This window comes from Pantoea sp. CS_6 (genome assembly GCF_041954745.1).
GTDB classification, from domain to species: domain Bacteria; phylum Pseudomonadota; class Gammaproteobacteria; order Enterobacterales; family Enterobacteriaceae; genus Pantoea; species Pantoea stewartii.
Genome location: NZ_JAVAYG010000009.1, coordinates 18,945 through 39,413 on the forward strand (window position 1 = coordinate 18,945; position 20,469 = coordinate 39,413).

20 protein-coding genes are annotated in these 20,469 nt (G+C 52.6%); 19 read left to right on the top strand and 1 reads right to left on the bottom strand.

Going from position 1 to position 20,469, the window contains the following annotated elements; genetic code table 11:
• Positions 1-216: 216 nt before the first annotated feature.
• The 13 genes from mnmG (at position 217) to glmS (ending at position 13,934) form a co-directional block, all read left to right on the top strand.
• A complete protein-coding gene (gene mnmG, locus RAC90_RS14410; protein ID WP_375124486.1) occupies positions 217-2,106 on the top strand; it encodes a tRNA uridine-5-carboxymethylaminomethyl(34) synthesis enzyme MnmG in 1,890 nt (629 codons plus the stop codon).
• 47 nt (positions 2,107-2,153) lie between these two features.
• Positions 2,154-2,771: a 16S rRNA (guanine(527)-N(7))-methyltransferase RsmG gene (gene rsmG, locus RAC90_RS14415; RefSeq protein ID WP_375124487.1), complete on the top strand. Its 618-nt coding sequence runs from the start codon at positions 2,154-2,156 to the stop codon at positions 2,769-2,771.
• Positions 2,772-3,460: 689 nt separating this feature from the next.
• On the top strand, positions 3,461-3,844 hold the full coding sequence (gene atpI, locus RAC90_RS14420; RefSeq protein WP_375124488.1) for a F0F1 ATP synthase subunit I: 384 nt from the start codon (positions 3,461-3,463) through the stop codon (positions 3,842-3,844).
• Positions 3,845-3,852: 8 nt separating this feature from the next.
• Positions 3,853-4,671, top strand: a complete 819-nt coding sequence (gene atpB / locus RAC90_RS14425; protein ID WP_033737226.1) for a F0F1 ATP synthase subunit A — start codon at positions 3,853-3,855, stop codon at positions 4,669-4,671.
• Positions 4,672-4,719: 48 nt separating this feature from the next.
• A complete protein-coding gene (gene atpE / locus RAC90_RS14430) occupies positions 4,720-4,959 on the top strand; it encodes a F0F1 ATP synthase subunit C (RefSeq protein WP_003849523.1) in 240 nt (79 codons plus the stop codon).
• Between the two features lie 102 nt (positions 4,960-5,061).
• Positions 5,062-5,532 carry a F0F1 ATP synthase subunit B gene (gene atpF, locus RAC90_RS14435; protein ID WP_013023933.1) on the top strand — a complete coding sequence of 157 codons (471 nt, stop codon included), beginning with the start codon at positions 5,062-5,064 and terminating at the stop codon, positions 5,530-5,532.
• Between the two features lie 14 nt (positions 5,533-5,546).
• Positions 5,547-6,080, top strand: coding sequence for a F0F1 ATP synthase subunit delta (atpH, locus tag RAC90_RS14440; protein ID WP_006121199.1), 534 nt, complete (start codon positions 5,547-5,549; stop codon positions 6,078-6,080).
• Positions 6,081-6,094: 14 nt separating this feature from the next.
• Positions 6,095-7,636, top strand: a complete 1,542-nt coding sequence (gene atpA / locus RAC90_RS14445; protein ID WP_028725331.1) for a F0F1 ATP synthase subunit alpha — start codon at positions 6,095-6,097, stop codon at positions 7,634-7,636.
• A gap of 52 nt (positions 7,637-7,688) precedes the next feature.
• Positions 7,689-8,555 (top strand): F0F1 ATP synthase subunit gamma, encoded by an 867-nt coding sequence (gene atpG, locus RAC90_RS14450; protein WP_006121201.1) that lies wholly within the window; start codon positions 7,689-7,691, stop codon positions 8,553-8,555.
• Positions 8,556-8,585: 30 nt separating this feature from the next.
• Entirely contained in the window at positions 8,586-9,983 is a 1,398-nt protein-coding gene (atpD, locus tag RAC90_RS14455; RefSeq protein WP_006121202.1) for a F0F1 ATP synthase subunit beta, read from the top strand.
• Positions 9,984-10,007: 24 nt separating this feature from the next.
• Positions 10,008-10,427: a F0F1 ATP synthase subunit epsilon gene (locus tag RAC90_RS14460; protein ID WP_013023936.1), complete on the top strand. Its 420-nt coding sequence runs from the start codon at positions 10,008-10,010 to the stop codon at positions 10,425-10,427.
• A 161-nt stretch (positions 10,428-10,588) separates the two neighbouring features.
• The gene (gene glmU / locus RAC90_RS14465; protein ID WP_375124489.1) at positions 10,589-11,959 is read left to right on the top strand and encodes a bifunctional UDP-N-acetylglucosamine diphosphorylase/glucosamine-1-phosphate N-acetyltransferase GlmU; all 1,371 of its coding nucleotides are present in this window, start codon (positions 10,589-10,591) and stop codon (positions 11,957-11,959) included.
• Positions 11,960-12,104: 145 nt separating this feature from the next.
• Complete coding sequence (gene glmS / locus RAC90_RS14470; protein WP_375124490.1) at positions 12,105-13,934, top strand: glutamine--fructose-6-phosphate transaminase (isomerizing); 1,830 nt, start codon at positions 12,105-12,107, stop codon at positions 13,932-13,934.
• Positions 13,935-14,126: 192 nt separating this feature from the next.
• Here glmS and RAC90_RS14475 read toward each other — a convergent pair whose 3' ends face one another.
• Positions 14,127-14,354: a hypothetical protein gene (locus tag RAC90_RS14475; protein ID WP_375124491.1), complete on the bottom strand. Its 228-nt coding sequence runs from the start codon at positions 14,352-14,354 to the stop codon at positions 14,127-14,129.
• 184 nt (positions 14,355-14,538) lie between these two features.
• Here RAC90_RS14475 and pstS point away from each other — a divergent pair, with 184 nt between their 5' ends.
• The 6 genes from pstS (at position 14,539) to RAC90_RS14505 (ending at position 20,440) form a co-directional block, all read left to right on the top strand.
• Entirely contained in the window at positions 14,539-15,582 is a 1,044-nt protein-coding gene (gene pstS, locus RAC90_RS14480; RefSeq protein ID WP_006121207.1) for a phosphate ABC transporter substrate-binding protein PstS, read from the top strand.
• Between the two features lie 86 nt (positions 15,583-15,668).
• The gene (gene pstC / locus RAC90_RS14485) at positions 15,669-16,631 is read left to right on the top strand and encodes a phosphate ABC transporter permease PstC (RefSeq protein WP_006121208.1); all 963 of its coding nucleotides are present in this window, start codon (positions 15,669-15,671) and stop codon (positions 16,629-16,631) included.
• Positions 16,628-17,518 (top strand): phosphate ABC transporter permease PstA, encoded by an 891-nt coding sequence (pstA, locus tag RAC90_RS14490; protein WP_033737233.1) that lies wholly within the window; start codon positions 16,628-16,630, stop codon positions 17,516-17,518. The genes pstC and pstA overlap by 4 nt, the downstream gene beginning before the upstream one ends.
• Before the next feature lie 44 nt (positions 17,519-17,562).
• Positions 17,563-18,336 carry a phosphate ABC transporter ATP-binding protein PstB gene (pstB, locus tag RAC90_RS14495; protein WP_033737235.1) on the top strand — a complete coding sequence of 258 codons (774 nt, stop codon included), beginning with the start codon at positions 17,563-17,565 and terminating at the stop codon, positions 18,334-18,336.
• Positions 18,337-18,353: 17 nt separating this feature from the next.
• Entirely contained in the window at positions 18,354-19,091 is a 738-nt protein-coding gene (phoU, locus tag RAC90_RS14500; RefSeq protein WP_006121211.1) for a phosphate signaling complex protein PhoU, read from the top strand.
• Positions 19,092-19,201: 110 nt separating this feature from the next.
• Positions 19,202-20,440 (top strand): MFS transporter, encoded by a 1,239-nt coding sequence (locus RAC90_RS14505; RefSeq protein WP_375096839.1) that lies wholly within the window; start codon positions 19,202-19,204, stop codon positions 20,438-20,440.
• The last annotated feature ends 29 nt before the right edge of the window (positions 20,441-20,469 follow it).

Genomic DNA, 20,469 nt, shown 5'->3' on the forward strand with positions numbered 1-20,469 from the left:
GATCCTCGCTACCAACTTGTTTCCTTTGAGGTTTCCGCAGATATCCACAAGGCATGGCGATCCTAATAAGAGATCTAACAGAGAGATCATATAAAGAATAAAGATCTTATCTTTTAAACCTGACGATCCCGCTGCTTTCGCCTCAGCCATAATTTCAGTAGAATCCACCGCCCAGAGAGAACGATCTCTGACTATTCATCAACGAGGTACCACTTCATGTTTTATCAAGATCCTTTTGACGTCATCGTTATTGGTGGTGGTCATGCGGGCACGGAAGCTGCCATGGCAGCAGCCCGAATGGGTCAGCAAACCCTGTTACTGACCCATAACATTGATACGCTGGGACAAATGTCCTGCAATCCGGCGATCGGTGGTATCGGCAAAGGACATTTGGTAAAGGAAGTGGATGCCTTAGGCGGTTTGATGGCCAGCGCGATCGACCAGGCCGGCATTCAGTTTAGGATACTAAACGCCAGTAAAGGCCCTGCTGTTCGGGCAACGCGTGCGCAGGCCGACCGCGTGCTTTACCGTCAGGCTGTGCGTACAGCACTGGAGAATCAGCCCAACCTGATGATCTTCCAGCAGGCCGTCGATGATCTCATCGTTGAAAACGATCGTGTCGTCGGTGCTGTGACGCAAATGGGCCTGAAGTTCCGTGCCAAAACCGTTGTGTTAACCGTGGGCACGTTCCTTGACGGGAAAATTCATATCGGGCTGGATAACTACAGCGGTGGACGCGCGGGTGATCCCCCTTCTATCCCGCTGGCGAAACGTCTGCGTGCGTTACCCTTACGTGTTAATCGTCTGAAAACCGGCACTCCGCCGCGTATTGACGCACGTAGCATCGACTTCAGCGTGTTATCGCCGCAGCATGGCGACAACCCCATGCCTGTGTTTTCGTTCATGGGAAGCGCGTCACAGCATCCTCAGCAGGTTCCGTGCTGGATCACCTATACCAATGAAAAAACGCATGATGTGATCCGCAATAACCTCGATCGTAGCCCCATGTATGCCGGGATCATCGAAGGGATCGGCCCACGCTATTGCCCTTCGATTGAAGACAAAGTCATGCGCTTTGCCGATCGCAATTCGCATCAGATTTTCCTTGAGCCTGAAGGGCTGACCAGCAACGAGATCTACCCGAACGGTATCTCCACCAGCCTGCCATTCGATGTGCAGATGCAGATCGTACGTTCTATGCAGGGTATGGAAAATGCAAAAATCGTGCGCCCGGGCTATGCCATTGAGTATGATTTTTTCGACCCACGTGATCTGAAACCCACGCTAGAAAGCAAATTTATTGCCGGTCTGTTCTTTGCTGGCCAGATCAACGGTACCACCGGTTACGAAGAAGCGGCGGCCCAGGGCTTGCTGGCAGGCCTGAATGCGGCAAGACAGTCTGCTGACAAGGAAAGCTGGGCGCCACGTCGTGACCAGGCCTATCTGGGCGTACTGGTGGACGATCTTTGTACGCTCGGCACCAAAGAACCGTATCGCATGTTTACCTCCCGTGCTGAATACCGTTTGATGCTGCGTGAAGACAACGCCGATTTGCGTCTGACGAAAACGGGTCGCGAACTCGGTCTGGTGGACGATGCGCGCTGGGCGCGCTTTAACCAGAAGCTGGAAGCGATCGAGCAGGAGCGTCAGCGACTGCGTGATATTTGGGTCCATCCTAAATCCGCAAACATCGCCGACGTGAATACCGTAACCAGCGCACCGTTGACGAAAGAAGCCAGCGGTGAAGATTTGCTCCGTCGTCCTGAAATGACCTACCTGAAACTGATGACGCTGGAAGCATTTGGCCCGGCGTTAACCGATGAGCAGGCTGCTGAGCAGGTCGAAATCCAGGTGAAATACGAAGGTTATATTGCGCGCCAGCAGGAAGAGATTGAACGTCAGCTGCGTAACGAAAATACATTACTGCCTGCGACACTGGATTATCGTCAGGTCAGCGGTCTTTCCAATGAAGTTATCGCCAAGCTGAACGATCATAAACCCACGTCAATTGGTCAGGCGTCACGCATTTCAGGCATTACGCCTGCGGCAATTTCGATTTTACTTATTTACCTGAAAAAACAAGGTCTGTTGCGCAAAAGCGCCTGATCTGAACCGGGGCGGGCTTACCTGCCCCCGCTGACTGGACTGATGCTGTGATCAACAAACTCACTTCGCTGCTGCAAGCGGCAAACATTTCTCTTACCGATCAACAAAAACAGCAACTGGTAGCCTATGTCGGGCTGCTGGATAAATGGAATAAAGCCTATAATCTGACGTCCGTACGGGATCCCCAGCAGATGCTGGTGCGTCATATTCTGGACAGCATTGTGGTTGCGCCGCATCTTAAAGGTGCCCGCTTTATCGATGTCGGGACAGGGCCGGGCTTACCTGGTATTCCTCTGTCTATCGTCATGCCTGATGCGCATTTCACTTTACTGGACAGCCTCGGTAAGCGTGTGCGTTTTTTACGACAGGTCCAGCATGAACTCGGTTTGACCAATATCACGCCAGTGCAGAGCAGGGTAGAGGACTTTCCTGCAGAGCCGCCATTTGACGGCGTCATCAGCCGTGCCTTTGCCTCCCTGGACGATATGATGAGCTGGTGCCACCACTTACCGGCGGAAGACGGCCACTTTTATGCTCTTAAAGGCGTACGGCCTGATGATGAAATTGCCAACCTGCCTGCGGGCTATGCGCTTGATAGCGTGGTTGCATTGCGGGTACCTCAGCTTGAGGGTGAACGTCACCTGGTCATTATCGGACGTGAATAGCTGAAGTTTGCACCGTGCGCGACGACGAGGCACGGTGCACGTGTTACCAAAGATGCGGTAAGGCGACATTTGTCTCATCGGTTATTTCACCTCGCAATGTTAAATACCCACGCGGAAATTATCTGAAAAACTTTTTCACATTTAACTTTTACTTCACAACTTTTTATCAAAATAATCACGCATTCCTGGAATTTTCCAGCTGTGAATCACTCTCTATCCGGTTAAACGGCAATGAAATGTGGTCACGGGGAATAAGCATTTTACGATTCTGAACCCGTCTTCGATGTCAATAGACCCTTTTTATCGCCATTACGAAAAAATGAGGCGGTGATTCTTTTTAAGTAACTGTCCATAAAGGGTTTATTTATTGATTCTTAGCTCAGGTAATTACAGAACGATAAAACCTGCTACGGTGCGAATGCTTATTATGTGATCTAAAGCACGCTTTAAAACAGCATGACGACCGAACTTTTCGGCGTGTAATTCGTAACGACCTGCTCTCTATCTTTGGAAAAATAGTCCTTCGGAAAGAAATTTAGATAATTGTTCACCTTTTCGTTACTTAACGATTGAAATCACAGGTGCGGCCCGTATAATTTGCACGGCTTTTGCTACTTGACTCAAATGCACAAAGGCAGTCTTATACGACACGCGACATACCCCTAAAGGGGCAGGAGAGTATCAGCGTCATGTCAGTGTCTCTTTACAGTGTAAAATACGCCCGAACGGTGCTGATGATTCAGTTAGTGACCATTGTCATCGTCGGTGTTCTCTTTTTTGCCCTGAAAGATATGACCTGGGGCGCCTCTGCACTTGCTGGCGGCGTGGCAGCCTGGCTGCCGAACGTGTTGTTCTTGTTTATAGCCTGGCGCCTGCAAGGGCAAACCCCGGCATCGGGGCGCATCGCATGGAGCTTTGCTTTGGGTGAAATAGCCAAAGTGTTCGCGACCATTATTTTGCTCATTGTGGCGTTGGGTGTATTCGATGCGGTCTTTTGGCCGGTCGGAGTAGCCTGGTTATCGGTGCTGGTCGTACAGATGTTGGCACCGGCGGTAATTAACAACAAAGGGTAAGAGGCATCATGGCTGCAGGAGAAATCTCTACTCCGCAAGAGTACATTGGTCACCACCTGACTCATCTTCAGTTGGACCTGCGTACCTTCGAGTTAGTGAATGCTCACGACGCTCCCGCGACGTTCTGGGTATTAAATATCGATTCCATGTTTTTCTCTCTGGTGCTGGGAGTTATCTTCCTGGTGTTGTTCCGTAGCGTGGCGAAAAGCGTCACCAGCGGTGTGCCAGGGAAAATGCAGGCGGCTATCGAGCTGGTTGTCGGTTTCGTTGATAGCAACGTGCGCGACATGTATCACGGTAAAAGTAAACTTATCGCCCCGCTGGCTCTGACAATTTTTGTCTGGGTCTTCCTGATGAACTTCATGGATCTGCTGCCAATCGATCTGCTGCCGTATATCGGTGAGCATTGGTTAGGCCTGCCAGCGCTTCGCGTTGTGCCGTCCGCAGACGTAAACATCACGTTATCTATGGCGTTGGGCGTCTTTATTTTGATTCTGTTCTACAGCATCAAAATGAAAGGCATTGGCGGCTTCACGAAAGAGCTGACGCTGCAGCCTTTTAATCACCCGATCTTTATCCCCATCAACCTGATTCTGGAAGGTGTTAGCCTGCTGTCCAAACCGGTTTCTCTCGGTCTGCGACTGTTCGGTAACATGTATGCGGGTGAACTGATCTTTATCCTTATTGCCGGTCTGTTGCCGTGGTGGTCACAGTGGGTTCTGAATGTGCCATGGGCCATTTTCCACATCCTGATCATTTCGCTACAGGCTTTCATCTTCATGGTCCTCACGATTGTCTATCTGTCGATGGCATCTGAAGAACATTGATTTTTTTCTCAACAATACGCGTTTAACTGAAACAAACTGGAGACTGTCATGGAAAACCTGAATATGGATCTGCTGTACATGGCTGCCGCTGTGATGATGGGACTGGCGGCAATCGGTGCTGCGATCGGTATCGGCATCCTCGGAGGAAAATTCCTGGAAGGCGCTGCTCGTCAGCCTGACCTGATTCCTCTGCTGCGCACGCAGTTCTTTGTTGTAATGGGTCTGGTGGATGCAATCCCAATGATCGCTGTTGGTCTGGGCCTCTACGTGATGTTTGCTGTCGCCTAAAGCCCTGTGTTCACTCTGCGCCCGGCGCAGGCGTGAACGGATTCTGCCGTTTATCACTGATAGCGGCAGAAAAGTTTACTACTTAATTAGAGGCATTGTGCTGTGAACATTAATGCAACAATCCTCGGCCAGGCCATCGCGTTCATCCTGTTTGTCGCGTTCTGCATGAAGTACGTATGGCCGCCGATTATGGCTGCCATCGAAAAGCGCCAGAAAGAAATTGCTGAAGGCCTTGCTTCTGCTGAACGCGCGAAGAAAGATTTGGATCTCGCGCAGGCTAATGCGACCGACCAGCTGAAAAAAGCGAAAGAGGAAGCTCAGGTCATTATCGAGCAGGCGAACAAGCGTCGCACGCAGATTCTGGACGAAGCCAAGACTGAAGCTGATAACGAACGTACTCGCATCGTGGCACAAGCGCAGGCTGAAATTGACGCCGAGCGTAAACGTGCACGTGAAGAACTGCGTAAGCAAGTCGCGTTGCTGGCAATGGCTGGCGCCGAGAAGATCATCGAACGTTCCGTGGATGAAGCTGCTAACAGCGACATCGTTGATAAACTGGTCGCTGAACTGTAAGGAGGGAGGGGCTGATGTCTGATCTGATTACTGTAGCTCGCCCCTACGCCAAAGCAGCTTTTGACTTTGCTGTTGAGCATCAAAGTATTGAACGCTGGCAAAAGATGCTGGCGTTTGCCGCAGAAGTGGCTGCCAATGAACAGATGGCTGACCTGCTTTCCGGTGCGTTAGCACCTGAAGCGCTGGCTGCCTCTTTTAACGCAGTCTGTGGTGATCAACTGGATGAACCCGCGCAGAACCTGATTAAGGTGATGGCGGAAAACGGACGTTTGACAGCGCTTCCAGCTGTACTGGCGCAATTCATTCAACTTCGGGACGCGTATGAAGCGACGGCCGAAGTGGATGTCATTTCTGCCAGCACGCTGAGTGACGACCAGCTGACTAAAATCAGCGCCGCGATGGAAAAACGTCTGTCACGCAAAGTTAAGCTGAATTGCAAAATTGATAAGTCTGTGATGGCAGGCGTGATCATCCGTTCGGGTGATCTGGTGATTGATGGCAGCGTACGCGGCCGTCTTGACCGTCTGGCAGACGTCTTGCAGTCTTAAGGGGACTGGAGCATATGCAACTGAATTCCACCGAAATCAGCGAACTGATCAAGCAGCGCATTGCTCAGTTCAATGTCGTGAGCGAAGCTCACAATGAAGGTACTATTGTTTCTGTAAGTGACGGTATCATCCGCGTACACGGCCTGGCCGATGTAATGCAGGGTGAGATGATTTCCCTGCCGGGAAACCGTTACGCTATCGCCCTGAACCTCGAGCGTGACTCTGTAGGTGCCGTGGTGATGGGTCCGTATGCTGACCTGGCCGAAGGCATGAAGGTCAAGTGTACTGGCCGTATTCTGGAAGTACCGGTTGGCCGTGGCCTGCTGGGCCGTGTGGTGAACACCCTGGGTGCACCTATCGACGGTAAAGGCGCAATCGACAACGACGGCTTCTCGCCAGTCGAAGTGATTGCACCCGGTGTTATCGATCGTCAGTCCGTAGACCAGCCTGTTCAGACGGGTTACAAATCTGTCGATGCGATGATTCCAATCGGCCGTGGCCAGCGTGAGCTGATCATCGGTGACCGTCAGACCGGTAAAACCGCGATGGCAATCGACGCCATCATCAACCAGCGTGATTCAGGCATCAAGTGTGTCTACGTTGCGATTGGTCAGAAAGCGTCAACCATTTCTAACGTGGTACGTAAACTGGAAGAACACGGTGCGCTGTCTAACACCATCGTTGTTGTGGCTTCTGCATCTGAGTCTGCTGCACTGCAGTACCTGGCTCCGTATGCGGGTTGCGCCATGGGCGAATACTTCCGTGACCGCGGTGAAGATGCGCTGATCGTATACGATGATCTGTCTAAGCAGGCTGTTGCATACCGTCAGATTTCTCTGCTGCTGCGCCGTCCACCAGGTCGTGAAGCATTCCCGGGCGACGTGTTCTATCTCCACTCTCGCCTGCTGGAGCGTGCATCACGCGTTAGCGCTGACTACGTTGAGCGCTTCACCAATGGTGAAGTAAAAGGCCAGACCGGTTCTCTGACCGCACTGCCTATCATCGAAACTCAGGCGGGTGACGTTTCTGCGTTCGTTCCGACCAACGTAATCTCGATTACTGATGGTCAGATCTTCCTGGAATCTAACCTGTTCAACTCCGGTATCCGTCCGGCTGTTAACCCGGGTATCTCTGTATCCCGTGTAGGTGGTGCTGCTCAGACCAAGATCATCAAGAAACTGTCCGGTGGTATTCGTACCGCGCTGGCACAGTACCGTGAACTGGCTGCATTCTCCCAGTTTGCGTCTGATCTGGACGATGCAACCCGTAAACAGCTGAGCCACGGTCAGAAAGTGACCGAGCTGCTGAAGCAGAAACAGTATGCGCCGATGTCTGTCGCGCAACAGGGTCTGGTTCTTTTCGCAGCGGAACGCGGCTATCTGAACGACGTTGAGCTGGCAAAAATTGGTAGCTTCGAAGCGGCTCTGCTGGCGTTCGCAGATCGCGATCACGCCGAGCTGATGGCTGAAATCAACCAGTCTGGTAACTTCAATAACGACATCGAAGAGAAGCTGAAAGGCCTCCTTGAGACGTTTAAAGCAACCCAGTCCTGGTAATGTCTGGCGGCTTGTCTGAAAAGGCAGGCCGCAAGGCTTTGAGGAGAAGCTAATGGCCGGCGCAAAAGAAATACGTACCAAGATTGGAAGCGTAAAAAATACGCAGAAGATCACCAAAGCGATGGAAATGGTCGCCGCCTCCAAAATGCGTAAAACGCAGGAACGCATGGCGGCCAGCCGTCCGTATGCAGATACCATGCGCAAAGTGATTGGTCACCTTGCGTTAGGCAATCTGGAATACAAGCACCCTTACCTGGATGAGCGCGACGTTAAGCGCGTCGGCTACCTGGTCGTTTCGACTGACCGCGGGCTTTGTGGTGGTTTGAACGTTAACCTGTTCAAAAAATTGCTGGCAGAGATGAAGGCCTGGTCCGACAAAGGCGTACAGAGCGATCTGGCCATTGTGGGATCGAAAGGCGTGTCATTCTTCGGCGCTGTTGGTGGCAATGTAGTGGCACAGGTCACTGGCATGGGCGATAAGCCTGCGCTGTCTGATCTTATTGGCCCGGTAAAAGTGATGTTGCAGGCCTACGATGAAGGCCGTATCGACAAGCTGTACATTGTTAACAACAAGTTCAACAACACCATGTCTCAGACTCCGACCATTACCCAACTGCTGCCGTTACCGCCAGCGGAAGGTGAAGAAGAGATGAAGGCGAAGACCTGGGATTACCTGTACGAGCCCGATCCGAAAGCGCTGCTGGATACGCTGCTGCGTCGCTATGTCGAATCGCAGGTTTATCAGGGTGTGGTGGAAAACCTGGCCAGTGAGCAGGCCGCACGTATGGTGGCAATGAAAGCTGCAACCGATAACGGCGGAAATCTGATCAAAGAGCTGCAGTTGGTTTACAACAAAGCTCGTCAGGCCAGCATCACCCAGGAACTTACCGAGATCGTCTCGGGAGCCTCCGCGGTTTAACCAGGTTTGGAATTAGGTAGAGGATTCAAGATGGCAGCTGGAAAGATTGTCCAGATTATCGGCGCCGTAGTTGACGTCGAATTCCCTCAGGATGCAGTACCGCAAGTGTACAGCGCTCTTGAGGTTAAGAATGGTGATGCTCGTCTGGTGCTGGAAGTTCAGCAGCAGCTGGGTGGTGGCGTAGTGCGTACTATCGCCATGGGTACTTCTGACGGCCTGAAGCGCGGTCTGGAAGTTGCCGACCTGAAAAAACCGATCCAGGTACCGGTTGGTAAAGCAACCCTCGGCCGTATCATGAACGTGCTGGGCGAGCCTATCGACATGAAAGGCGACCTGAAAGAAGAAGATGGCAGTGCAGTAGAGGTTTCCTCTATTCACCGCCCTGCGCCTTCTTATGAAGAGCAGTCTAACTCGCAGGAACTGCTGGAAACCGGCATCAAGGTTATCGACCTGATGTGTCCGTTCGCGAAGGGCGGTAAAGTCGGTCTGTTCGGTGGTGCGGGTGTGGGTAAAACCGTAAACATGATGGAGCTGATCCGTAACATTGCGGCTGAGCACTCAGGTTACTCGGTATTTGCCGGCGTAGGTGAGCGTACTCGTGAGGGTAACGACTTCTACCACGAAATGACTGACTCCAACGTTATCGACAAAGTTGCGCTGGTGTATGGCCAGATGAACGAGCCGCCGGGTAACCGTCTGCGCGTTGCACTGACCGGTCTGACCATGGCGGAGAAATTCCGTGATGAAGGCCGTGACGTTCTGCTGTTCATCGACAACATCTACCGTTATACCCTGGCCGGTACAGAAGTCTCTGCACTGCTGGGTCGTATGCCATCTGCGGTAGGTTATCAGCCAACGCTGGCAGAAGAGATGGGTGTGTTGCAGGAGCGTATTACCTCCACCAAAACCGGTTCAATCACCTCCGTACAGGCCGTTTACGTCCCTGCGGATGACCTGACTGACCCGTCACCGGCAACTACCTTTGCTCACTTAGACTCAACAGTCACCCTGAGCCGTCAGATCGCCTCTCTGGGTATCTACCCAGCCGTTGATCCGCTGGACTCAACCAGCCGTCAGCTGGATCCACTGGTTGTGGGTCAGGAGCACTACGATGTTGCACGTGGCGTACAGTCACTGCTGCAGCGTTATCAGGAACTGAAAGACATTATCGCCATCCTGGGTATGGACGAACTGTCTGAAGAAGACAAACTGCTGGTGGCACGTGCGCGTAAGATTCAGCGCTTCCTGTCTCAGCCGTTCTTCGTAGCAGAAGTGTTCACCGGTTCTCCAGGTAAATACGTGACGCTGAAAGACACCATCCGTGGCTTTAAAGGCATCATGGAAGGTGAATTTGACCACCTGCCAGAGCAGGCCTTCTACATGGTTGGTGCCATCGAAGAAGCGGTCGAAAAAGCGAAGAAACTGTAATAACGGTTTCCCAGGAGGAAAATTATGGCTATGACTTATCACCTGGATGTTGTCAGTGCAGAGAGCCAACTGTTCTCTGGTCTGGTACAGAAAATTCAGGTGTCAGGTAGCGAAGGTGAACTGGGGATTTTCCCTGGCCACGCCCCGCTGCTGACTGCCATTAAGCCTGGAATGATCCGTATCGTGAAACAGCACGGCGAAGAGGAGTTTATTTACCTCTCTGGCGGCGTGCTGGAAGTGCAGCCTGGCAGCACTACCGTTCTGGCCGATACCGCTATTCGCGGTACCGATCTGGACGAAGCGCGTGCCCTGGAAGCAAAACGTAAAGCAGAAGAGCATATGAACAGCAGCCACGGCGACGTGGACTATGCTCAGGCTTCTGCGGAACTGGCGAAAGCCATTGCCAAACTGCGCGTGATCGAGCTGACCAAAAAAGCGATGTAATCCGGCTTTATGCGTCACGAAATGCCAGCCCATTGGGCTGGCATTTTTTTTATCTGAAGCCCGGATAGCGGGATAATAGCTAATTTCGGAACGAGAAAAATGTAGTAATCTCAAGGGTAAATCGTTTAACGTTCCTCAGTCAAAAATCAGTCAGGATAGATATGTCTAACAGTGCGATGAGTGTGGTGATTCTTGCGGCTGGCAAGGGCACACGTATGTATTCCGATCTGCCAAAAGTCTTGCATACGCTGGCAGGTAAACCGATGGTTCAGCACGTCATTGATGCCGCTAAAGGGCTGGGTGCGCAACAGGTTCATCTGGTTTACGGACACGGCGGTGACCAGCTCAAAGCCACGTTAACCGACAGTGCCGTTAACTGGGTGTTGCAGGCAGAACAACTCGGTACCGGGCATGCCATGCAGCAGGCAGCTCCGCACTTTGCAGACGACGAAGACATCATGATGCTTTATGGTGATGTTCCGCTGATTTCTGAAGAGACATTACAACGTCTGCGCGACGCGAAGCCGGAAGGCGGGATTGGACTGTTAACCGTCGTACTGGATAACCCTACGGGCTACGGCCGCATCGTGCGTGAAAATGGCACCGTCGTCGGCATTATTGAGCAGAAAGATGCCAGCCCTGTGCAACTGGCCATTAATGAAATCAATACTGGCATCCTGATCGCTAACGGTGGTGATCTAAAACGCTGGCTGGCAAAACTTACCAATAATAATGCTCAGGGTGAATATTACATTACCGACATCATTGCCCTGGCGCATCAGGAAGGTCGGGTCATCAATGCGGTACACCCGGCACGCAATAGCGAAACCGATGGCGTAAACAACCGTCTGCAACTGGCAACTCTCGAGCGCACTTACCAGCAGGAGCAGGCAGAAAAACTGCTGCTTGCGGGCGTTATGCTACGCGATCCGGCACGCTTCGACCTGCGCGGCACGCTGCAGCATGGTCGGGACGTTGAGATCGACGTCAATGTCATTATTGAAGGCCAGGTAACGCTGGGCAATCGGGTCAAAATTGGTGCGGGCTGCGTCATTAAAAACAGCGTCATCAGCGATGATTGCGAGATTAGCCCCTATTCGGTGATCGAGGATGCGAATCTGGCCACTGACTGTACGGTCGGCCCGTTCGCGCGTTTACGTCCCGGCAGTGAACTGGCCCAGGCCGCCCACGTCGGCAATTTCGTTGAAATGAAAAAAGCCCGACTCGGGAAAGGCTCTAAAGCAGGTCACCTGTCTTATCTGGGTGATGCGGAGATCGGTGCCAATGTGAATATCGGTGCAGGGACGATTACCTGCAATTACGATGGCGCAAATAAATTCAAAACCGTTATTGGTGACAATGTATTTGTTGGCTCGGATACGCAACTGGTCGCCCCGGTGAGTGTGGCGGCAGGCGCAACGATTGCCGCCGGAACAACGGTGATGAAAGACATTTCCACTGCCGATCTGGTCTATAACCGTAAAGAGCAGAATCACAAAGCCGGCTGGCAGCGCCCGCAGAAGAAAAAATAATTTTTACGGCCCGGGCTAAACGGGCCGCTTGCAGTACTAAAACTATAATCCCCACTCTCTACAAGGCTCGGGGAACCGGCAATGCCGGACTATCAGGTCATATGACAACGCAATGGCAAACAGCCATGAAGTCAGGAAATAACTTATGTGTGGAATTGTTGGTGCAGTAGCACAACGTGATATCGCAGAAATTTTGTTAGAAGGTTTACGCCGCCTGGAATACCGCGGTTATGACTCAGCCGGTCTGGCCGTCGTCGATCAGCAAGGTCATGTTACCCGTCTGCGTCGCCTGGGCAAAGTACAGATGCTGGCCGCGGCGGCGGAAGAACAGCCACTGATCGGCGGAACCGGTATCGCGCATACGCGCTGGGCAACCCATGGCGAACCCTCAGAGGCCAATGCGCATCCGCACGTTTCTGAGCACATCGTTATAGTGCACAACGGTATTATCGAAAACCATGAGCCGCTTCGTGAAGCGCTGATTGCGCAGGGTTACCATTTCAGCTCAGAAACCGATACCGAAGTGGTAGCGCATCTGGTTCATCTGGAGCAGAAAAAGGGCGGTTCGCTGCGTGAAGTCGTGCAGCGTGTGATTCCCCAACTGCGCGGTGCCTATGGCATGGTGATCATGGACAGTCGCGATCCATCGTGTCTGGTGGCCGCCCGTTCAGGCAGCCCACTGGTGATCGGCCGTGGTGTGGGTGAAAATTTCATTGCTTCTGACCAACTGGCCCTGTTGCCGGTCACTCGCCGCTTTATTTATCTGGAAGAGGGCGATATCGCTGAAATCAGCCGTCGCGATGTCACGATCGTCGATCGTGCGGGTAATACCGTGCGCCGCGCCGAGATCGAATCCAGCGTACAGTACGATGCCGGTGATAAAGGTATCTATCGCCATTACATGCAAAAAGAGATCTATGAGCAGCCAAATGCGATTAAAAACACCTTAACGGGGCGTTTTAATCACGGTGCAGTCGATCTCAGCGAACTGGGGCCAAATGCAGAAGCGCTGCTCAGCAAGGTTGAGCACATCCAGATCATCGCCTGTGGCACTTCTTACAACTCTGGCATGGTCTCGCGTTACTGGTTCGAGGCGCTGGCAAACCTCCCTTGTGATGTCGAGATTGCGTCCGAATTCCGCTACCGCAAATCGGCGGTACGTAAAAACAGCCTGCTGATTACCCTGTCCCAGTCGGGGGAAACGGCGGATACGCTGGCCGCGCTGCGCTTGTCGAAAGAGCTGGGGTACCTGGGATCGCTGGCTATCTGTAACGTCGCGGGTTCGTCGCTGGTGCGTGAATCCGATCTGGCGCTGATGACCAAAGCGGGTACGGAGATTGGTGTAGCCTCTACAAAGGCCTTTACCACTCAACTGACCGTACTGCTGATGCTGGTGGCAAAACTCGGTCGCCTGAACGGCATGTCCGCAGAAAAAGAGCACGAGATTGTGCATGGTCTGCAGGCTCTGCCAAGCCGCATTGAGCAAATGCTGGCGCAGGACAAGCTGATTGAAAACCTGGCCGAAGATTTCTCTGATAAGCACCATGCCCTGTTCCTTGGCCGTGGTGATCAGTACCCTATCGCGATGGAAGGGGCGCTCAAGCTGAAGGAGATCTCGTATATTCATGCGGAAGCCTATGCGGCAGGGGAACTCAAGCACGGTCCGCTGGCGTTGATCGATGCCGATATGCCGGTCATTGTGGTGGCACCGAACAATGAACTGTTAGAGAAGCTGAAATCGAATATCGAAGAAGTACGCGCACGTGGCGGTCTGCTGTACGTGTTTGCCGATCAGGATGCCGGTTTCAGTGACAGCGAAGGAATGAAAATCATTCCTCTGCCGCACGTCGAAGAGGCCATTGCGCCTATCTTCTATACCGTGCCGCTCCAGCTGCTCTCCTATCATGTGGCCCTGATCAAAGGCACCGATGTGGATCAGCCGCGTAACCTGGCGAAATCGGTAACGGTCGAGTAATGCATCTTATGCGTGAATCCCCGACGGGATTCACGCGTTTCATTTATTTGATCTTGCTACTGCATTGCTCCAGTGCACGCTGTTGATCGCTGATTTTGCGGTTAGCCTCATCGAGTGAACGCTGCAGGTTATTGATCGTATCCTCATTGTTGCTTAGCTTTTGGCGAGTTGACTAAGGATATTTGCCTGATTTTATAGCGTTTTTGTTAAGTCTTTAATCTTATCTTTCATTGCAATAACACCTTCAACATCGACGGATGATTGTTTAACGGTGCCGTAATAACCCAATATAGCCAGAGCGCCTCTGTTATTAGCTGCGGTATAAAATTTATCTAAATGAATCGTGGGTGTCGTATCATCCGCCTTTAAGCCTGCCAGCGTACAGAGCAGGACGACATTGCACACCAGAAGCTTCTTCATAAATCTCATCGAACATGTCCTTTTCGAGAGGAGTCTTATGAAATGAGCAATAATTGTGCCTGTCATATAACTGTAATATTAACTACATTTTTCTGTCACTAAACTGTCCTATTTTCCCTCCTGCAGCAATCACTGACTCTTACTAAAAAGGCACTTAGCCTGACTTTTCTCCCCTGGAGGGAACATGACACTGATGCGTAGCACCGTAGCCCGAATCCTCGCCGCCTCTCTTGCCGTTAGTGCGGTTTCTGCATTTGCAGCCACCGATCTGACCGGTGCTGGCGGTACATTCCCGGCGCCGGTTTATGCCAAGTGGGCAGCAGAGTATCAGCAAGCCACCGGTAGCAAAATCAACTATCAGGGCATTGGTTCATCTGGCGGTGTAAAACAAATTATCGCCAAAACCGTTGATTTCGGTGCCTCCGATGCGCCTATGAAAGACGAAGATCTGCAGAAATATGGTCTGTTCCAGTTCCCTACCGTAATCGGTGGCGTGGTGCTGGCGGTTAACCTGCCAGGCATCAAATCTGGTCAGCTGACGCTGGACGGTAAAACCGTTGGCGACATCTATCTGGGTAACATCAAAAAGTGGAACGATCCTGCGATTGTTAAACTGAACCCAGGCGTGAAACTGCCCGATACCAACATCAACGTGGTGCGTCGCGCGGATGGCTCAGGTACCTCTTTCGTTTTCACCAGCTACCTGGCGAAAGTGAACGAAGAGTGGAACAGCAAAATTGGTAAAGGCAACACCGTTAACTGGCCAACCGGTCTGGGCGGTAAAGGTAACGATGGCGTAGCAGCGTTTGTACAGCGTCTGCCAGGTTCTATTGGTTACGTTGAGTACGCGTATGCCAAACAGAATAACCTGACCTATACCAAACTGATGGATGCGGACGGCAAAGCGGTTGCGCCAAGCGAAACCAGCTTCTCTAATGCCGCGAAAGGCGCAGACTGGAGCAAATCGTTTGCTCAGGATCTGACCTTCCAGAAAGGCAATGATGCATGGCCGATCACCTCAACCACCTTTATCCTGATTTACAAAGATCAGACTAATGCGGCGAAAGGTGCCGAAGTCCTGAAGTTCTTTGACTGGGCCTACAAAGATGGCGGTAAAACGGCCAATGCGCTGGATTATGCCACCCTGCCGGAGAGCGTGGTTCAGCAGATCCGTGCTGCCTGGAAAGCCAATATCAAAGACAGTTCTGGTAAAGCGCTTTATAAGTAAGTGAATGACCCTGACCAGCCTGCGTGCTGGTCAGCCTTCAAGGGCGGCGTCTGCCGCCCTGATAACTTCTGAGGACGAAGACTTCTATGGCTGCAACGAAGTCGGCATTCAAAGCCCCAGGTAAGCAAGGTGACCGAATTTTTGGCGCGCTGGTAAAACTCTCTGCGCTGATTGTTCTGTTGCTTATGGGCGGCATTATCGTCTCCCTGATCTTCTCTTCCTGGCCAAGCATACAGAAATTTGGTTTCGCGTTTTTGTGGACCAAAACCTGGGACGCCCCTAACGAACAATTCGGTGCACTGGTGCCGATTTACGGCACACTTGTCACCTCAATCATTGCGTTGATTATTGCGGTACCGGTCAGTTTCGGTATTGCTCTTTTTCTGACCGAACTCTCACCAGGCTGGTTACGACGTCCACTGGGAACCGCAATTGAGCTGCTCGCTGCGATTCCGAGTATTGTTTATGGTATGTGGGGCTTATTTATTTTTGCTCCGCTGTTCGCAGAATATTTCCAGACGCCCGTTGGTGATGTCCTCTCGGGCATTCCGATTATTGGCGCTCTGTTCTCCGGTCCGGCGTTTGGTATCGGTATTCTGGCCGCAGGTGTGATTCTGGCCATCATGATCATTCCCTATATTGCTTCAGTCATGCGCGACGTGTTTGAGCAGACGCCGGTGATGATGAAAGAGTCAGCCTATGGGATTGGCTGCACCACGTGGGAAGTGATCTGGCGCATCGTGTTGCCGTTTACTAAAAACGGCGTCATCGGCGGCATCATGCTGGGCCTGGGACGTGCGCTGGGCGAAACCATGGCGGTCACCTTTATTATCGGTAACACCTACCAGCTCGACAGTGCCTCACTGTTTATGCCAGGCAACAGTATCACCTCGGCACTGGCGAATGAGTTTGCTGAAGCCGAATCGGGTGTGCACGTAGCGGCACTGATGGAACTGGGCCTGATTCTGTTTGTTATCACCTTTATTGTGCTGGCGATTTCCAAGTTAATGATTATGCGTCTGGCAAAAAGTGAAGGAGCGCGATCATGACAACAATGGAAGTACAGGCTCGGGCCGAACTGGAAGCGTCACGTCGCAAAATGCAGTCGTGGCGTAGCACCAAGAACAAAATCGCCTTAACGCTGTCCTTGCTGACGATGGCATTTGGCTTATTCTGGCTGGTCTGGATTTTGTTTACCACCGTGAGCCGCGGCATTGACGGGCTTTCATGGTCGCTGTTTACCGAGTCCACACCGCCGCCAAACACGGCGGGAGGCGGATTAGCCAATGCGCTGGTAGGTAGCGGTTTACTGATTTTATGGTCGACATTCATTGGCACGCCACTGGGCATTCTGGCGGGTGTGTATCTGGCAGAATATGGTCGTAAGTCTTTACTGGCGGAAGTGATTCGTTTCATTAACGACATCCTGCTGTCTGCCCCATCGATTGTTGTGGGCCTGTTTGTCTACACCATTGTCGTGGCGCAGATGCACCACTTCTCAGGCTGGGCAGGTGTGATAGCGCTGGCGTTGTTACAGATTCCAATAGTGATTCGCACGACGGAAAACATGTTACGACTGGTACCTGACAGCATGCGCGAAGCAGCCTATGCGCTGGGTACGCCGAAATGGAAGATGATTTCCGCCATTACGCTGAAAGCGTCCGTATCCGGGATTATTACGGGTGTGCTGCTGGCGGTAGCGCGCATCGCGGGCGAAACCGCGCCGCTGCTGTTTACTGCGCTGTCGAACCAGTTCTGGAGCACCGACATGATGCAGCCGCTGGCAAACCTGCCGGTCACCATCTTTAAATTTGCGATGAGTCCGTTCGCCGAGTGGCAAAGTCTGGCCTGGGCGGGCGTACTGATTATTACCCTCTGTGTGTTGCTGTTAAATATCGTAGCACGCGTGGTATTCGCCAAGGGTAAACACGGTTAACGACTGACACGGCCCTGTGCGGTGTCGTATAAGAGAGAAAAGCAATGAGTACTGCGACTGCATCAGCGGGTAAGATTCAGGTCCGTAATCTGAATTTTTACTACGGCAAGTTTCACGCTCTGAAGAACATCAACCTGGATATTGCGAAGAATCAGGTGACGGCCTTTATCGGCCCTTCAGGCTGTGGTAAATCCACTTTGCTGCGAACCTTCAATAAAATGTATTCGCTCTATCCCGAGCAGCGCGCGGAAGGGGATATTCTGCTGGACGGCGACAACATTCTGGCGTCCAACCAGGATATCGCTCTGCTGCGCGCCCGGGTTGGCATGGTGTTCCAGAAGCCGACGCCTTTCCCGATGTCGATTTATGACAATATCGCCTTTGGCGTGCGCTTGTTTGAAAAGCTGTCTCGTGCCGATATGGACGAGCGTGTGCAGTGGGCGCTTACCAAGGCGGCCCTGTGGACTGAAACCAAAGACAAGCTGCATCAGAGTGGCTACAGTCTGTCAGGCGGCCAGCAGCAGCGTCTGTGTATTGCGCGCGGTATCGCCATTCGTCCGGAAGTCCTGCTGCTGGATGAGCCCTGTTCAGCGCTGGATCCCATTTCTACCGGCCGTATCGAAGAACTCATTACTGAACTGAAGCAGGATTACACCGTCGTGATCGTGACACACAACATGCAGCAGGCGGCACGTTGTTCCGACCACACGGCGTTTATGTATCTGGGCGAACTGATTGAGTTCAGCGACACCGACACGCTGTTCACCAAGCCGGCACAGAAACAAACGGAAGACTACATTACAGGTCGCTACGGCTGATTAGACAGGAGATCGCCATGGACAGTTTAAATCTGAATAAACACATCTCCGGTCAGTTTAACGCTGAGCTGGAGCACATCCGCACGCAGGTAATGATCATGGGCGGCATGGTTGAGCAGCAGCTGACCGATGCCATTACCGCCATGCATAATCTGGACGGCGAACTGGCCCAGCGCGTCATTGATGGCGACCAGAAGGTCAACATGATGGAAGTGGAGATTGATGAAGCCTGTGTGCGCATCATCGCCAAACGTCAGCCGACCGCTATCGATTTACGTCTGGTCATGGCGATTATCAAAACCATCTCCGAACTGGAACGCATCGGCGATGTTGCCGAGAAAATCAGCCGCACTGCGCTGGAGAAGTTTGGCCAGCAACATCTGCCGCTGCTGGTCAGCCTGGAATCGCTGGGCCGTCATACTGTGCAGATGCTGCATGATGTGCTGGATGCCTTTGCGCGCATGGATCTTAACGAAGCCGTGCAGATCTACCGCGAAGACAAGAAAGTGGATAAAGAGTACGAAGGCATTGTGCGTCAGCTGATGACTTACATGATGGAAGATCCGCGGACGATTCCCAGCGTTCTGACGGCGCTGTTTTGCGCCCGCGCCATCGAACGTATCGGTGACCGCTGCCAGAATATCTGCGAAATCATTTTCTACTTCGTGAAAGGTCAGGATTTCCGTCACGTGGGCGGCGACAGGCTGGACGCGCTGTTATCCGGTGACGACGACGGTAGCAACAAACCGTCTTGATCTCGCGCAACCGTGCGCCATAAGGCGCACGGCTCCGGCTATTCTGCATAGACCCCATCCTCTTAGCTCTTTATACTTGCGCCAGTTTTTTAACCAACGGGTGCGCACTCATGTCCTCTTCTTTCCCTGTTAAGCAGAGCATTACGCCTGCGAAAGCGATGCTGGCTGCCGTCAGCGGTTATGCCATGGACGGATTCGATCTGCTGATTCTCGGGTTTATGCTGCCCGCTATCAGCCTGTCGCTGGCACTGGATCCGTCACAGGCTGGTTCACTGGTGACCTGGACGCTGATCGGCGCGGTCATCGGCGGCATTGTGTTTGGCCACCTCAGCGATCGCTATGGGCGCATTCGTGTGTTAACCATCACGATACTGATGTTCTCTGTCTTTACCGGATTGTGTGCAGTGGCGCAGGGTTACTGGGATCTGCTGGCGTACCGTACGCTGGCGGGCATGGGACTGGGCGGTGAGTTTGGCATCGGCATGGCGCTGATTGCAGAAGCCTGGCCGGCAGAAAAGCGCAACCGCGCCTCGGCCTGGGTCGGCATCGGCTGGCAACTCGGCGTACTGCTGGCGGCATTTATCACCCCGCCTTTACTGAGTGTGATTGGCTGGCGCGGCATGTTCCTGGTGGGATTACTGCCCGCGCTGGTGTCATTTGTTATTCGCCGCAGCATGGGCGAACCTGAGAGCTTCACCCGTCAAATTAAACATGTTCCCTCGCTGTCCTTTCACGCCCGACTGAAACTGCTGTTTAAAGACCGTGCCACCAGCAAAGCCAGCCTGGGGATCTTTATTCTCTGTTCCGTTCAGAACTTCGGTTATTACGGCCTGATGATCTGGATGCCCAGCTACCTGTCCTCTAACTTCGGTTTCAGTCTGACCAAATCCGGCGTCTGGACGGCAGTAACCGTGGTGGGCATGACCTTTGGCATCTGGCTGTTTGGCGTGCTGGCCGATCGCTTTGCGCGCTGGAAAATCTTCCTGCTTTACCAGTTCGGTGCGGTCGTGATGGTTGTGGTTTATGCGCAACTGCGCGATCCGACCGTGATGCTGTTTACCGGTGCGCTGATGGGCCTGTTCGTCAACGGTATGATTGGCGGCTATGGCGCATTGATCTCAGATACCTTTCCGCCGCAGGTTCGTGCGACCGCGCAGAACGTATTGTTTAATCTGGGGCGCGGCGTCGGTGGATTGGGTCCGTTGGTAATCGGGCTGCTGGCGGGTAAATTCTCCTTCGTGGCTGCTATCACGCTACTGGCCCTGATCTACCTGCTGGATATTGCAGCAACGCTGTTCCTGCTGCCGAAAAAGCAAAGCCAGGACGATGCGCTGGGGGCGATTGGTTAAACGAAAAAGGGGCAACCCTGTTGCCCCTT